Annotated in this window: 13 protein-coding genes; 2 read left to right on the forward strand and 11 right to left on the reverse strand. The window is 72.1% G+C overall.

Features of this window, described 5'->3' with window-relative positions; genetic code table 11:
- Positions 1-10 precede the first annotated feature (10 nt).
- The 7 genes from hflX to miaA all read right to left on the reverse strand — a co-directional run bounded on the left by hflX (position 11) and on the right by miaA (position 8,836).
- Complete coding sequence (gene hflX, locus ACWD3D_RS07545) at positions 11-1,531, reverse strand: GTPase HflX (protein ID WP_328719003.1); 1,521 nt, start codon at positions 1,529-1,531, stop codon at positions 11-13.
- 130 nt (positions 1,532-1,661) lie between these two features.
- Positions 1,662-3,176 (reverse strand): M1 family metallopeptidase, encoded by a 1,515-nt coding sequence (locus ACWD3D_RS07550; protein ID WP_451459984.1) that lies wholly within the window; start codon positions 3,174-3,176, stop codon positions 1,662-1,664.
- 163 nt (positions 3,177-3,339) lie between these two features.
- Positions 3,340-5,328 carry a RelA/SpoT family protein gene (locus ACWD3D_RS07555; protein WP_451459985.1) on the reverse strand — a complete coding sequence of 663 codons (1,989 nt, stop codon included), beginning with the start codon at positions 5,326-5,328 and terminating at the stop codon, positions 3,340-3,342.
- A gap of 162 nt (positions 5,329-5,490) precedes the next feature.
- Positions 5,491-6,366 (reverse strand): diaminopimelate epimerase, encoded by an 876-nt coding sequence (gene dapF, locus ACWD3D_RS07560; protein WP_451459986.1) that lies wholly within the window; start codon positions 6,364-6,366, stop codon positions 5,491-5,493.
- 32 nt (positions 6,367-6,398) lie between these two features.
- Entirely contained in the window at positions 6,399-6,836 is a 438-nt protein-coding gene (locus ACWD3D_RS07565) for a hypothetical protein (RefSeq protein ID WP_451459995.1), read from the reverse strand.
- Between the two features lie 349 nt (positions 6,837-7,185).
- Positions 7,186-7,641 carry a GNAT family N-acetyltransferase gene (locus ACWD3D_RS07570; RefSeq protein ID WP_451459987.1) on the reverse strand — a complete coding sequence of 152 codons (456 nt, stop codon included), beginning with the start codon at positions 7,639-7,641 and terminating at the stop codon, positions 7,186-7,188.
- 256 nt (positions 7,642-7,897) lie between these two features.
- Positions 7,898-8,836 carry a tRNA (adenosine(37)-N6)-dimethylallyltransferase MiaA gene (gene miaA / locus ACWD3D_RS07575; protein ID WP_451459988.1) on the reverse strand — a complete coding sequence of 313 codons (939 nt, stop codon included), beginning with the start codon at positions 8,834-8,836 and terminating at the stop codon, positions 7,898-7,900.
- 160 nt (positions 8,837-8,996) lie between these two features.
- Here miaA and ACWD3D_RS07580 point away from each other — a divergent pair, with 160 nt between their 5' ends.
- Positions 8,997-9,287 carry an antitoxin gene (locus tag ACWD3D_RS07580; protein ID WP_451459989.1) on the forward strand — a complete coding sequence of 97 codons (291 nt, stop codon included), beginning with the start codon at positions 8,997-8,999 and terminating at the stop codon, positions 9,285-9,287.
- A 205-nt stretch (positions 9,288-9,492) separates the two neighbouring features.
- Here the strand turns inward: ACWD3D_RS07580 and ACWD3D_RS07585 are convergent, their stop codons facing one another.
- Together ACWD3D_RS07585 and miaB are read right to left on the reverse strand one after the other, a co-directional pair.
- Positions 9,493-10,212 carry a class III extradiol dioxygenase subunit B-like domain-containing protein gene (locus ACWD3D_RS07585; RefSeq protein ID WP_451459990.1) on the reverse strand — a complete coding sequence of 240 codons (720 nt, stop codon included), beginning with the start codon at positions 10,210-10,212 and terminating at the stop codon, positions 9,493-9,495.
- Positions 10,213-10,273: 61 nt separating this feature from the next.
- Positions 10,274-11,803, reverse strand: a complete 1,530-nt coding sequence (gene miaB, locus ACWD3D_RS07590; protein ID WP_451459991.1) for a tRNA (N6-isopentenyl adenosine(37)-C2)-methylthiotransferase MiaB — start codon at positions 11,801-11,803, stop codon at positions 10,274-10,276.
- Between the two features lie 96 nt (positions 11,804-11,899).
- On the opposite strand from miaB, the gene ACWD3D_RS07595 reads away from it, so the two are divergent.
- Entirely contained in the window at positions 11,900-12,898 is a 999-nt protein-coding gene (locus tag ACWD3D_RS07595; RefSeq protein WP_451459992.1) for a TAXI family TRAP transporter solute-binding subunit, read from the forward strand.
- A 30-nt stretch (positions 12,899-12,928) separates the two neighbouring features.
- Here ACWD3D_RS07595 and ACWD3D_RS07600 read toward each other — a convergent pair whose 3' ends face one another.
- Together ACWD3D_RS07600 and ACWD3D_RS07605 are read right to left on the reverse strand one after the other, a co-directional pair.
- Entirely contained in the window at positions 12,929-14,323 is a 1,395-nt protein-coding gene (locus ACWD3D_RS07600; protein WP_451459993.1) for an ATP-binding protein, read from the reverse strand.
- A gap of 15 nt (positions 14,324-14,338) precedes the next feature.
- The gene (locus ACWD3D_RS07605; protein ID WP_451459996.1) at positions 14,339-15,031 is read right to left on the reverse strand and encodes a response regulator transcription factor; all 693 of its coding nucleotides are present in this window, start codon (positions 15,029-15,031) and stop codon (positions 14,339-14,341) included.
- Positions 15,032-15,041 lie beyond the last annotated feature (10 nt).

Genomic DNA, 15,041 nt, shown 5'->3' on the forward strand with positions numbered 1-15,041 from the left:
TCCGCCGCGGTCAGTGGGCCGCGAGGACGAACACCGCGAGTTCCGCGGCGAGCTCCTCGTGGACCCGCGCCTTGAGCAGGGTGCCCTCCGCGGTGTGTTCCTCGGAGATCACCTCGCCGTCGGCGTGCACCCGCGAGACCAGGGCGCCCTGGATGTACGGGACCAGGGCCTCGATCTCCACGGACGGCCGGGGCAGCTCGGCGTCGACCAGCGCGAGCAGCTCGTCGATCCCGGCGCCGGTACGCGCCGAGACGGCGATGGCGTGCGGTTCCGCGCGCAGCAGCCGCGCCAGGACCAGCGGGTCCGCCGCGTCCGCCTTGTTGATCACGACGATCTCGGGAACCTTGGTGGCGCCCACCTCCCGGATCACCTCGCGCACGGCGGCGAGCTGCTCCTCCGGGACGGGGTGCGAGCCGTCCACCACGTGCAGGATGAGGTCGGAGTCGCCGACCTCCTCCATGGTGGACCGGAACGCCTCGACCAGGTGGTGCGGCAGGTGGCGTACGAACCCGACGGTGTCGGCCAGCGTGTAGAGCCGGCCACTGGGCGTCTCGGCCCGGCGGACGGTCGGGTCCAGGGTGGCGAACAGCGAGTTCTCCACCAGGACACCGGCCCCGGTCAGGCGGTTGAGCAGGGACGACTTGCCGGCGTTGGTGTAACCGGCGATGGCGACCGAGGGCACCTTGTTGCGCTTGCGCTCCTGCCGCTTGATCTCGCGGCCGGTCTTCATCTCCGCGATCTCCCGGCGCATCTTCGCCATCTTCTCGCGGATGCGGCGCCGGTCGGTCTCGATCTTGGTCTCACCGGGACCACGCGTGGCCATGCCGCCACCGCCGCTGGAACCGCCGCCGCCCATCTGCCGGGAGAGCGACTGGCCCCAGCCCCGCAGGCGCGGCAGCATGTACTGCATCTGCGCCAGGGAGACCTGCGCCTTGCCCTCCCGGGACTTGGCGTGCTGGGCGAAGATGTCGAGGATCAGGGCGGTCCGGTCGACCACCTTGACCTTGACGACGTCTTCGAGGTGGATGAGCTGGCCGGGGCTGAGTTCACCGTCGCAGACGACGGTGTCGGCACCGGATTCGAGCACGATGTCGCGCAGCTCCAGCGCCTTGCCGGAGCCGATGTAGGTGGCCGGGTCCGGCTTGTCGCGCCGCTGGTAGACCGCGTCCAGCACCTGCGCGCCCGCGGTCTCGGCGAGGGCGGCCAGCTCCGCGAGGGAGATCTCGGCGTCGTGCACGGTCCCGGAGGTCCATACGCCGACGAGCACCACACGCTCCAGACGGAGCTGCCGGTACTCGACCTCGGTGACGTCCTCGAGCTCGGTGGAGAGGCCGGCCACGCGTCGCAGCGCGGCACGCTCGGAGCGGTCGAGCTGTTCGCCGTCGCGCGCTCCGTCGATCTCGTGGCTCCAGGCGACGTCCTCTTCCATCAGGGCGTCGGCCCGAAGGCTCTCGGTGGCACGTGCGGAGGCGGACTCCGTGGCGCTCTGCGCGTCCTGCGCGTCCTGGGGAAGGGAGGAAGAGGAGGTCATTGGATCCTTACGTCGAAGATTTCTCGTAGTGACTGTCACAACGCGTCACGTCTCCGGATGATTCCCGGGGGATTCACCGGCCGGGCCGCTTTGCCGACCCCCTGATACTGGCATGCGCCCGCCGGGCCCGTCATGCGGGTTTCCCCGCGGCGCCCCGGGCCGGGTGCGGGGACGGGGCGGCCGGCCCGGCCGCTTTCGGGGCGGCGCCGTGCCAGTCCGGGTGGCCGGGCATCGCGGGGGTCTTCTCCCCGTACAGCCAGGCGTCGAAGAACGCCGAAAGATCGCGTCCGGCCTCGCGCGAGGCGAGCTCGACGAAATCGGCCGTGGTGGCGGACTCGTCCGCGTACCGGCGCACCCAGGCGCGCTCCAGCCGGTCGAAGGCGTCCTCGCCGATCTCCTGGCGCAGCGCGTAGAGGACCAGTGCGCTGCCGTCGTAGACCACCGGCCGGAACAGGTCGAGCTTGCTCCCGGGGGCCGGCGGGGCGGGCCTGGCGGGGGGCCCGCCGGCCGCCCGCCAGCCGTCGGAGCTGGTGTACGCGTCCCGCATGCGGCGCTCCAGCGCGGGGCCGCCCCGCTCCTCGGCGTAGCGGGCCTCGTACCAGCTCGCGTGCCCCTCGTTGAGCCAGAGGTCGGACCAGGACGCCGGGGAGACACTGTCGCCGAACCACTGGTGCGCCAGCTCGTGGACCATCACCGACTCGACGTACCACTCGGGGCGCGTGTCCCCGGTGAAGAGCCGGCGCTCGAAGAGCGACAGGGTCTGGGTCTCCAGCTCGAAGCCGGTGACGCTGTCGGCGACCAGCAGCCCGTACGTCTCGAAGGGGTAGGGGCCGACCTGCCGTTCCATCCATTCCAGCTGGCCAGGCGTCCTGCTCAGCCAGGGCTCCAGGGCCGCCTCGTCCGCCGCCGGGACGACGTCGCGCAGCGGCAGCCCGCCGGGGCCGTCCCGGTGCGGGACGGCGGAGGTGCCGAGGGAGACCTGGGCCAGCTCGGTGGCCATCGGGTGCGCGGTGCGGAAGGTCCGGGTCACCGTGGTGCCCCGGTGGATCACCCCGGCCGGCAGTCCGTTGGCGACGGCGGTGAGCTGCTCGGGGGTGGTGATCCGGAAGGTGAAGTACGCCTTGTCCACCGGGTGGTCGTTGCAGGGGAAGACCCGGTGCGCGGCGTCGGCCTGGGCCGCCAGGGCGAGGCCGTCACCGGTGCGCACCCAGCCGCCGCTGTCCTTGCCCTGGTCGGGGTCGCTGGTGTGCCGGACGGTGATGCGCAGCGGTACCCCCGCGGGCAGCCGCGCGGCCGGTGTGACGATCAGATCCTCGTCCTCGCCGGTGAACCGGGCGGTCAGTCCGTTGACGGCGACCGAGCGGACCTCGCCCCGGGCGAAGTCCAGGTTGATCCGGTCCAGGGGCTCGGTGGTCCGTGCCCTGATGACGGTGACGGCTTCCAGCGGGTCGGTGTTGCGGCCGTCGTAGTCGAGGGAGATGTCGTACGAGAGGACGTCGTACCCGGGGTTGCCGAGCGTGGGGAAGAGCCGGTCCCCGATTCCGAGGGGGCCGCTTCCGGGAGGGACGGGCGGCGCGGCGGCGATCAGGCCGGCCGACGCGGCGGCCAGCAGGACGGTGCGCAGGCGGCGGGAGGTGGGCGGCATGGATCACCGCTATCAGCGGGGTTCGCCCCGGCGGGGGGCGACGCGCTGCCGGACCACCCGAACGAGGTGGCCGGGCGGGCCGCCCGGCGGCGGAGCCCACCCGGCACCGGCTCTCAGAGCCTGCCGGGCGGCCACGCCCGATCAGTGGCCGCCCGGCAGGCTCTCAGGCGCGACTGACGTCGTAGACCCCGGCGACGTCCCGCATGGCCCGCACGAGGGCGGGCAGGCCGTCCGCGTCGGTGAGCTGCAACGTGTAGGTGTGGCGCACCCGTTGCTCGCTGGGCGGCTCGACGGTGGCGGAGACGATGGCGGCGTCGGCGGTCGCGATCGCCTCGGTGAGGTCGGCGAGGAGCCGGGGGCGCCCGAAGGATTCCGCGACGAGCGTGACCAGACACTCGGAGGCTTCGTCTCCCGCGTCTCCCGCGTAGCCGGTGTCCGCGGCCGTCCCGGGCTGCCGGGAGTGCGACGGGGACCAGTCGAGCCCGCCGCCGTCCCCTTCGCCGCCTGGCTCCGCCCCGGCCGGCCCTTCGGCGCCCGGGGCGTACCGCGCGTCCTCGGCGTCCTGCGAGGCGGCGTCCTCCGGGTGGGCGTCGAACCAGCCGGCGATCGCGATGCGCGCGGCGGGGGTACGGGCGTGGTCGAGCCACTCCCGGGAGGGGCCGGAAGCGGTGTCGCGGGCGAGCAGCAGTTGCACGGTGTCGCCGTCCCCCAGGGGGGTGGCCAGGGTGGCGAGGCGGCCGTTGACCCGCGCGCCGATGCAGCGGTGCGCTCCGTCGCCGTACTGGGCGTAGGCGGCGTCCACGCAACTGGCGCCGACGGGGAGGACGAGGGTACGGCCGTCGGTACGGAAGACGGTGATCTCGCGGTCCTCGGCGAGATCGGCGCGCAGCGTGCTCCAGAAGGTGTCCGGGTCCGGGGCCGACTCCTGCCAGTCGAGCAGCCGGGAGAGCCATCCGGGCCGGGTGGGGTCCGCGCGTTCGCCGTCGGCCGGTTCGTCCCCGGCGGGGGCGGTGGCGTCCGGCGCGTAGGGATTGCCGAGGGCGACCACGCCCGCCTCGGCGACCCTGTGCATCCGGTGCGTGCGGATGAGGACTTCGGCGACCGCGCCGCCGGGGCCGACGACCGCGGTGTGCAGTGACTGGTACAGGTTGAACTTGGGGGCGGCGACGAAGTCCTTGAACTCGGAGATCACCGGGGTGAAGCAGGTGTGGAGTTCGCCGAGGACCGCGTAACAGTCCGCGTCCTCGCCGACCAGCACGAGGAGCCGGCCGAAGTCGGTGCCGCGCAGTTCCCCGCGTTTCATCCGGACCCGGTGCACGGACACGAAATGCCTTGGCCTGATGAGGACTTCGGCGGTGATACCGGCCTCGCGCAGCACACCGCGGACGTTCTGCGCGATGGTGTCGAGGGGGCTGTGCCCGCTCTCCGACTCGGCGATCAGCGTCTGGGTGTGCGCGTGTTCCTCGGGGCGGAGGATGGCGAAGACGAGGTCTTCCAGCTCGGTCTTCAGTGCCTGCACGCCGAGGCGTTCGGCGAGTGGGATCAGCACGTCCCGGGTGACCTTGGCGATCCTCGCCTGCTTCTCCGGCCGCATCACCCCGAGGGTGCGCATGTTGTGGAGGCGGTCGGCGAGTTTGATCGACATGACCCGGACGTCGTTGCCGGTGGCGACGAGCATCTTGCGGAAGGTCTCCGGCTCGGCGGCGTCACCGTAGTCGACCTTCTCCAGCTTCGTGACGCCGTCGACGAGATAGCTGACCTCCTCACCGAACTCCTCCAGAACCTGATCGAGCGTCACCTCGGTGTCCTCGACGGTGTCGTGGAGCAGAGAGGCCGTCAAGGTCGTTGTCTCGGCGCCGAGTTCGGCGAGGATCAGGGTCACGGCGAGCGGGTGGGTGATGTAGGGCTCACCGCTCTTGCGCATCTGGCCGCGGTGGGAGGACTCGGCGAGGACGTAGGCCCGGCTCAGCACGGAGAGGTCGGCGTCCGGGTGATGCGCGCGGTGCGCCTCCGCCACATGGCCGATGGCGTCCGGCAGTCTTCCCCGGGAGACCGGACCGAGGAGCGCCACCCGGCCGAGTCTGCGCAGATCGATCCGGGGGCGGGAGCGTTTACGGACGGGGACACCTGGATTGGCGGCCTCTGCACTCATGGGCACCTCCGGCGACGTCGACCGGCGGTGAGAGGCAGACCTTGGTGTCCCCGGGCCGGTGCTTGATGCTACCGACCCCACCACGTACGGCAGTCCGCCTCTCGCTCAGCGTGAAGCGGATCACCCGTTCGAGCGAAGCGTGGTCGGATTGTCGTCCGAGCGTTACCGTCCGAGCGCCGATTCGAGCCAGTCCCCGTCGAGGACCCCTTCGGCGACGATGACGGCCGGTCCGGTCATCTCGATCGCGCCGTGCGGGTGTTCCGTGATCACCAGGGTGCCGCCGGGCAGGTCGACCGTGTACGTGACGGGCGTGCCGGTCACCGCGGGGTCGATACCGTCCCGGCGGGCCGAGGCGACGGCGACGGCGCAGGCGCCGGTGCCGCAGGAGCGGGTCTCGCCGGAACCGCGCTCGTGCACCCGCATCGCGACGTGGCGGGTGCCCCGGCGGACGACGAACTCGATGTTGACGCCCTCGGAGTACACCTCCGCGGGGCTGTACACGGGCTCGGTGAACAGGTTCCCGGCGTGCGCCAGGTCGTCCACGAAGGCGACGGCGTGCGGGTTGCCCATGTTGACGTTGCGCGCTTCCCAGCTCCGGCCGTCGACGGTGACGGTGACGCCTTCCGCGGGCAGCTCGGCGCGCCCCATGGAGACGGTGATGTCGCCGTTCTTGGCGAGGTGCACCCGCTTGACTCCGCCGCGGGTGGCGATCGCGAGGTCCCCCGCTTCGACGAGCCCGGCGCGCTGCAGGTGGCGGGCGAAGACGCGGACGCCGTTGCCGCACATCTCGGCGATCGAGCCGTCGCCGTTGCGGTAGTCCATGAACCATTCGGCCTCGGCCGCCATGGCACGGGCCTCCGGATGGGCCGCGGAACGCACGACGTGCAGCAGCCCGTCACCGCCGATGCCGGCCCTGCGGTCGCAGAGCCGCGCGACGACCGCCGGGGGCAGGTCGAGGGCGTTGTCCGGGTCCGGAATGATCACGAAGTCGTTCTCGGTGCCGTGACCCTTGAAGAAGGCGATCTGCTCGGTGCTCACAGGGCAACTGTACGGGCGCCGGGTACGCCCGGTCAGCGCAGGCGGGCCACGCGCCAGACGGCCAGGCCGACGAGCGCGAGAACGAGCGCCCCGTACAGCGCGATCACGCGCCAGTCGGGACGGGTGCCGGACCCTCTGGCGGGCAGGCCGGGCCAGATGTGTCCGACGCGACGGGCAGCCGCCATGCCCCAGCCCGCGGCACAGCCGCTGATCAGCAGTCCGAGCATGGCGACGACGGCACCGCCGTCACCGAACTCGAAGGCGAGCGGGAAGGCGAACATCAGGGAGCCGATCGCGGCGAGCACCACGATCGGGGCGAGCTGCCAGATCCGCAGCCGTCGGGCGGGACGGAGCTCGACCTCGACCTCGGCCGCCACGACGCTCTCGTCGGGCAGGTCGGAATTCAACCGGTCGGCGGCGAGCTGCCTCTCCACCGCCTCCTGCTCCGTGTCACGAGGGCCGGCCTCCATCGCCACGCGCCCTCCCCACTCGGACTTCCTGTATCGATCGATGCTCGATGATGGCACGCCCGCGCGGGCGGAAAGGACGCGCGGGGCGTCCCGATGCCATCACGTGATCAGGCTGTTATAGCCCTCCGTTCAGGGTTTATGCAGGTCAGACGCCTGCCACTGGTCGGCGGGGCAGCAAGGGGCCGGTAATAGCCCCAGGTCAGCGCCCGATTGGGCGGTCCCGACCGGCCCGGAGGGAAATTCGCCCTGAAACAGCGCGTCGGCAGCGGTTCCAGGACGGCCGGTCGCACGGCACCGTGTCCCGCAGGCGGGAAATTCCTTGACCGCCCGTCGCCTTCGGCGGTGGGCGCTACAGGGTGCGCGTCATGAACGCGCTGTTGGGGTCTTCCCGGTAGTTCGCGAAGGGGCCGCAGTAGGTGAACTCGAACTTCTCGTACAGCGCGCGGGCCGGAGCGAAGAACGCGGTGGCGCCGGTCTCCAGGCTGAGGCGCCGGTAGCCCATGCCGCGGGCCTCGGAGACGATGTGGGCGAGCAGCAGGGAAGCCACCCCGGAGCGCTTGCGCGTGGGTGCGGTGCGCATCGACTTGATCTCGGCGTGGCCCTCCTCGATGCGCTTGACGGCTCCGCAGCCGACCAGGGTGTCACCGTCGTAGGCGGTCCAGAAGGTGACTTCGGGCGCCCGCAGTGCGCCGAGGTCGAGGGCATGCTTGCTCTCCAGGGGGGTGATCGCCCGCATCTCGTCCACATGGGCCCGGAGGAACTCGGCGATGTCGCGCCCGGAGAGGTCGTCCACTGAGATCTTCACGGTCTGCCTTCGCTTTCTCGTCCGGAGGTTGGCCCCCGGCGTCTCGGACGCCTGCGAGCCGCGCAGGCGAAGATGCCGGGCCCGAGGACGCGGGCCAGGTACGTCCTGTCCACCGGGATGCGGACCTGGTCGTAGTGGTCCGCCGCGAACCGGGCCTGGCCGACGAGGAGTTCGCCACCGCGACCGCCCGACCGACACGTCCCGCCCGTTCGTCGCGGGGGCGTCGATCCCCGCCACTCCCCCGCCCTTCATGCTCTCAGAGTGCGACCGCTCGTTCGACCAACGCCAGTGCCCGAAGCGGGAGTTCGTCCCGGTCGAGCTCACCGCCGCCGAGCCACTCGACCCGCGGATCGCGGCGGAACCAGGAATCCTGGCGGCGCGCGAAACGCTTGGTGGCACGCACGGTTTCCGCGCGGGCCTCGTCCTCGGTGCACTCGCCGGCGAGAGCCGCCAGCACCTGCTGGTAGCCCAGCGCGCGGGAGGCGGTGAGCCCCTCGCGCAGCCCCTGGGCCTCCAGCGTCCGCACCTCGTCCACCAGGCCCGACTCCCACATCCGGTCGACACGCAGGGCGATCCGGGCGTCGAGCTCCGGGCGCTCGACGTCCACCCCGATCTGCAAGGCGTCGTAGACCGGCTCCTCGCCGGGGAGGTTGGCGGTGAACGGTTTCCCGGTGATCTCGATGACTTCGAGGGCGCGGACGATGCGGCGGCCGTTGCTGGGCAGGATCGCCCGGGCCGCGCCCGGATCCGCGGCGGCGAGCCGCTCGTGGAGCGCGCCGGGGCCCCGCTCGTCAAGTTCCCGTTCGAGCCGGGCCCGCACCTCGGGGTCGGTACCCGGGAACTCCAGGGCGTCGATGGTGCCCTTCACGTACAACCCGGAGCCGCCGACCAGGATCGGGGTACGGCCTTCGGAGAGCAGCCGGTCGATCTCCGCCCGGGCCAGCCGCTGGTACTCCGCGACGCTGGCGGTACGGGTCACGTCCCAGACGTCCAGCAGATGGTGCGGGACGCCGTCGCGTTCGGGCAGGGTCAGTTTCGCGGTCCCGATGTCCATGCCGCGGTAGAGCTGCATGGAGTCGGCGTTGACCACCTCGCCGCCCAGTCGCTGGGCGAGGAAAACTCCCAGATCGGACTTGCCTGCCGCGGTGGGGCCGACGACGGTGATGACGCGGGGGCCGGGAACTGGTCTTGTCACCGCCCCAGTCTCCCAAACGTCCCGCGCCCCGCCGACCCGACCAGTCCATTTGCACAACTACGCACCTTTTGTTCCCGACGAGTAAAATCGGCGGCACCGGACAGGAGTGACGGTGCGGGAGCGGGTTCGGCCCGAGCGACCACGGCACGGAGGGTGACCCATGGGGTTCCTGGACAATCTGAAGGCCCGGCTGGGACCGGCGAAGGAGAAGGTCGGCGACAAGGTCGGCGACCTCGCGCACCAGCACGGGGGCAAGATCGAGCAGGGTCTGGACAAGGCCGCGCGCACGGTCGACGAGAAGACCAAGGGCAAGTACAGCGACAAGATCCAGAGCGGTACGCAGAAGGCGAAGGACACGGTGGACCGCCTCGGCCACAAGGACGCGCACGGTCCGGGCCCGACGACGGGCTTCGGCGGCACGGACGGAACACCCCCGCCGCCGGCCCACTGAGGCGCTGCCGTACGGCACCACCCTCCGTACGGCACCGGCCACCACGGCACGACCGATGCGGCACGGCCCCACGCGCCGTACGAAAAACGGCCGCGGCCCCGCGGCCGTCACCCGTTCGCGTCCCCGTCGGGGGTGGAAGGCCCGGACGGGGACGGAAGGCGCCGGCACCGGCCTCCGCCGGCGCCCCGTCCGTTCCACGACCCGCTCAGGACCAGGCGGCGACCGTGTAGCCCACCCCGTACGGCGCGTCCTCGTACAGCGACCGCCCCCGGAGGCCGGCCCCGTCCGCGGCACCGGCGAGCACCTGCCAGGGGGCCCGGCCCGCCGCCTTCAGCGCGTACGCGAGGGGGGCGTCGAGTTCCGCGAGGGCCAGTGTGTCCGCCGCGCCCAGGGCCCGGAAGGCGTCGGCGTCGAATCCTTCGGCGCGGGGGTCCAGATAGCCGGGCGCCTTGACGGTGCGGCAGGCGCTGCCGTCGCCCATCACCAGCAGGGCCACCCGGCCGGCGCGCTGCGCCATGCCCCGTCCGGCCTCGGCACAGCGCTCCGGGTCGAGGGGTTCACCGACGCCGAGCCCCTCGACGGGGGACGCGGTCCAGCCGGCCTCGGCGAGCAGCCAGGCGCCGACGGCGAGCGAGGCGGGCAGCGGCCGGGCGGAGGTGTCGCCGTCAGGAGCGTCCGGGCCCAGCCGGACGCCGAGGTCCACGCCGAATCCGCGGAAGTCCCCGGTGCTCCCCGAGGGGAAGACGCCGCGCTCGCCCTCCCCGGCGGGCCCGACCACGATCAGCAGATCGGGGCGGACCTCGGCCAGGACGGCGAGGGCTTCCGCACAGGCGGCCCGGGCCGGATCGAGTTCGGGTGCGGCCCCGGCGGCGACCTCGGGTACCAGCAGGGGCGGGCAGGGGCTCACGGCGGCGGCGACAAGCATGCCGGTCAGCGTACTGGCCGACCCCGCACGAAGGCGCGGGCCCTTCCCGTAACCCCGGCGGTCAGTCGCAGCCGCAGCCCGGTGCGGCGGCGGCGGGCAGCGGGGCGGGAGCGCCGATGGTGGGCAGGCCCAGCATCACACCGGCGGGCTTGGCCGCCGCGGCGGCGTTCCGCTTCTCCCAGGCGTCGCCGGACCGGGTGGAGCGCACCGCGAGAGTGGCGCCCTCGGCGAGCAGGTGGTGCGGAGCGGCGTAGGTGATCTCGACGGTCACCACGTCACCGGGGCGCACGATGCCCTCCGGCTTGGTGAAGTGGACGAGGCGGTTGTCGGGGGCGCGGCCGGAGAGCCGGTGGGTGGAACCGTCCTTGCGGCCCTCGCCCTCCGCGACCATGACCTCCAGGACGCGTCCGACCTGCTTCTTGTTCTCCTCCCAGGAGATCTCCTCCTGGAGGGCGGAGAGGCGCATGTAGCGCTCCTGCACGACCTCCTTGGGGATCTGTCCCTCCATGTCGGCGGCCGGGGTCCCGGGGCGCTTGGAGTACTGGAAGGTGAAGGCGTTGGCGAAGCGGGCCTCGCGCACCGCGTGCATGGTCTGCTCGAAGTCCTCCTCCGTCTCGCCGGGGAAGCCCACGATGATGTCGGTGGAGATGGCCGCGTCCGGCATCGCGGCGCGCACCTTCTCGATGATGCCGAGGAAGCGTTCCTGCCGGTAGGAGCGGCGCATGGCCTTCAGGATCGGGTCCGAGCCGGACTGCATCGGCATGTGGAGCTGCGGCATGACGTTCGGCGTCTCGGCCATCGCGGCGATCACGTCGTCGGTGAAGTCGCGGGGGTGCGGCGAGGTGAAGCGGACGCGTTCCAGGCCTTCGATCTTCCCGCAGGCCCGCAGCAGCTTGGAGAACGCCTCGCGGTCGCCGATGTCGGAGCCGTAGGCGTTGACGTTCTGGCCGAGCAGGGTGATCTCGGAGACGCCCTCGTCGACCAGCGCCTCGATCTCGGCCAGGATGTCGCCGGTGCGGCGGTCCTTCTCCTTGCCGCGCAGGGCGGGCACGATGCAGAAGGTGCAGGTGTTGTTGCAGCCGACCGAGATGGAGACCCACGCCGCGTAGGCGGACTCGCGGCGGGTGGGGAGCGTCGAGGGGAACGCCTCCAGGGACTCGGCGATCTCGATCTGCGCCTCCTCCTGGACGCGGGCGCGCTCCAGCAGCACCGGGAGCTTGCCGATGTTGTGCGTGCCGAAGACCACGTCGACCCACGGGGCCCGCTTCACGATGGTGTCGCGGTCCTTCTGCGCGAGACAGCCGCCGACGGCGATCTGCATCCCGGGTCGCTTGGTCTTCATCGGGGCGAGCCGGCCGAGGTTGCCGTAGAGCTTGTTGTCGGCGTTCTCACGGACCGCGCAGGTGTTGAAGACCACCACGTCGGCGTCGCCGTCCGCGTCCTCGGGCGCGCGGACGTAACCGGCGCCCTCCAGCAGGCCTGAGAGCCGCTCCGAGTCGTGGACGTTCATCTGGCATCCGTACGTACGGATTTCGTAGCTCTTGAGTTCTTGAACGTCCACTGCGAGGCTCCGGTCGCTGCTGCTGGTCATCCCTCAAGGGTAGGCGCTCCGGGAAAGCCCCTTCCCCCGGCCGGGTGGGCGGGCGGCTCTGGTCAGTGCGGGCCCCCGGCTGGCAGGATCACGGCCATGTCCCCCACCGGCCCGTCCCCCACCCGTCGCCGTCTGCTGCGCGCGGGCGCCGCCTCGGGGGTCTCCCTGGGACTCCTGCTCTGGTGGGTGCTGCCGCTCGACAGCCCTTCGCCCAGGGGTTCCCTGGTCTTCTCCACCGGCGTGCGCACCGGGGTCTACCAGCTCTACGGGGAGCGGCTCGAAGGGGCGCTCGCCACGGACATGCCGGGGGTGTCCATACAGCTGCGGACCAGTCAGGGCTCGCAGCAGAACATCGAGCGGGTCGCTGCGGGTGAGGCGGACTTCACCATCGCCACCGCCGACGCCGTGGCGACGTACCTGCGCGGCGGACGGCCCGGTGCCCGGCGGCTGAGGGGCTGTGTCCGTCTCTACGACGACTACGTGCAGCTGATCGTCCCCCGCTCCTCCTCCGTGCGCGGCGTCGCCGACCTGCGGGGCAAGCGGGTGGGCGTCGGGCAGCTCGGGTCCGGGGTGAAGCTGGTGGCCGACCGGCTGATGACCGCCGCCGGGGTCGATCCGGCGAAGGGAGTCACCCCGGTCACGGCCGGGATCGACACCATGCCGTCGCTGCTGGTGGAGGGGAAGCTCGACGCCTTCTTCTGGTCCGGCGGGCTGCCGACCAACGCGGTCCAGCAGCTCTCGCGGCGGACCGACGTCCGCCTCGTGCCGCTGGAGGACGAGCTCATCCGCCGGCTCCAGGCGGCAGGGGGCTCGACCCGCTACTACCGCGCGGCCGTCATGCCCGCCGACGCCTACCCCGAGGTGCAGCGCGGGCAGTCCGTGCCCACGGTGGCCGTCGCCAATCTGCTGGTGACCACGGACCGGACGGACGCGGCGATGACCGAGGCGTTCACCCGTACCGTCATCGACAGCCGGGACCGGATCGGGCGGGAGGTGCACTCGGCGCAGCTGGTGGACCTGCGGACGGCCATCTACACCGATCCGCTGCCTTTGCACGACGGCGCCCAGCAGTACTACCGGTCGGTCAAGCCCTGACCGCTGCCGGCCGGTGGGGTCCGGGGTCCGTCAGTCGCGCGGGGTGTCGCGGGGTACGGAGACGGTGACCCGCAGACCGTGGGGGTCGTTGCGCCCGTAGCCGATCGTGGCGCCGCCCGCCGCGAGCAGCACCCGGGAGATGGACAGCCCGAGGCCGGAGCCCCGTACGTTCTGGTGCCGGTTGCTCCGCCAGAAGCGGTCGCCCACGCGTGCGAGTTCCTCGTCGGTGAGGCCGGGACCCCGGTCCGCGACGACGACGGTGGAGACGGTGCCCTCCGCCGCGACCGACACCGTGACGTCCTGGCCGGGCGGGGTGAACTTCAGCGCGTTGTCGATCACCGCGTCCAGCGCGCTGGAGAGGGCTATCGGGTCGGCCCAGGCGGTGACGGCAGAGGCCCCGTCCTGGATGAGGCCCACCCCCTTCCCGTCGGCGACCGGATACCAGGCGGCGACGCGTTCGGCGGTGAGGGCGGCGACGTCGGTGAGCGCGAGATCGGCTTCCGCGTGTTCGGCGAGCGCCAGGTCCAACAGGTCGTCGAGGACCTGGGCCAGCCTCTTTCCCTCCAGCCGCACCGAGGCTATCTCCTCGTTTCCTTCGGGGAGTTCGAGGGCGAGGAGCTCGATCCTCAGCAACAGTGCGGAGAGCGGATTGCGCAGTTGGTGGGAGGCATCCGCGACGAAAGCCCGCTGCTGTTCGAGGACTTCCTCGACGTTGTCTGCCATTTCGTTGAACGAGCGTGCGAGCCTGCGGAGTTCGGGAGGGCCACCGCCCTCGACCACCCGGGAGCGCATCCGGCCGCGCGCGATGTCGTGGGTCGCGGCGTCCAGGGTGCGCACCGGGAGCAGCACCCAGCCGGTGAGCCGGAACGCGGCTCCGACCGCCACCAGCATCGCCGCGACCTCGCCGAGCGCGATGATCAGCCAGCCGTGCAGGACACGGGCGCGCATCTCGTCGGTGGGCGAGTCGATGACGACGACCGCGACGACGTCCCCGTCGCGCACCACGGGCGAGGCGACGACGATCCGGCCGTGCTGCCAGGGCCAGACCTGCGGCGGGTCGTGGGAGCGTCGGCCGAGCAGCGCCTCCTGGAAGGCGGCGCGGCCCTCCCCCTCCCGGGGGAGGTTCCAGGTGGACGGCGCCTTGGCCAGGTAGCGGTCGTCCCGGTAGAAGATCCCGGCCCGGATTCCGTACACCGTGGCGTAGGCGTCGAGGTCCGCCTGCAGGGTCCGGCGGCGTTCGTCGTCGGGGGCGACCGGTTCACTGATGAACTGGGCGAGCGCGGCAAAACGCGCGGTGTCGTCGATCCGGTCGATGACGACCTGCTGCTGCTGTGCGCCGGCCACGCTCATCGCGAGGGGGAAGCCGAGCGCGAGCAGCACGGCGGCCATGAGCACGATGAGCAGGGGCAGCAGACGGGTACGCACCGGAGCGGCGAATCCTCAGGCGACCGGCGGGACGAGCCGGTAGCCGACCCCCCGCACGGTTTCGATGAACGTGGGCAGCCCCATCTTGGCGCGGAGCGAGGCGACGTGCACCTCCAGCGTCCGGCCCGTCCCCTCCCAACTGGTCTGCCACACCTCGCTGATGATCTGCTCGCGCCGGAAGACCACCCCGGGTCGCTGGGCGAGGAGGGCGAGGAGGTCGAACTCCTTGCGGGTGAGCTGGACTTCGGCGCCGTCGACGCTGACCCGGCGGGTGGGCAGCTCGACCCGTACGGCCCCGAGCAGCAGTACGGCGAGCGGGACCGGCGCGGTGTCCTCGCCGCCGGTGGTGCGGCGGGCGACGGCGTGGATGCGGGCGAGCAGTTCGCCGGTGTCGTAGGGCTTGGTGACGTAGTCGTCGGCGCCGAGGTTGAGTCCGTGGATGCGGGAGCGCACGTCGGCGCGGGCGGTCACCATGATGACCGGGGTGGAGGTGCGCTTGCGGATTCTGCCGAACACCTCGTAGCCGTCCTGGTCCGGCAGCCCGAGGTCCAGCAGGATGACCCCGAAGGGTTCCCGCTCCGCGGGGAGCAGGGCCCGCAGGGCCTCCTCACCGCCGCGGGCGTGCACGACCCGGAAGCCGTGACGGGCGAGCACGGCGGACAGGGCCGCGGCGACGTGGTTGTCGTCCTCGACGAGCAGCAGTCTCACTGGCCCCTCC

This window comes from Streptomyces sp. NPDC002690, from assembly GCF_053592415.1.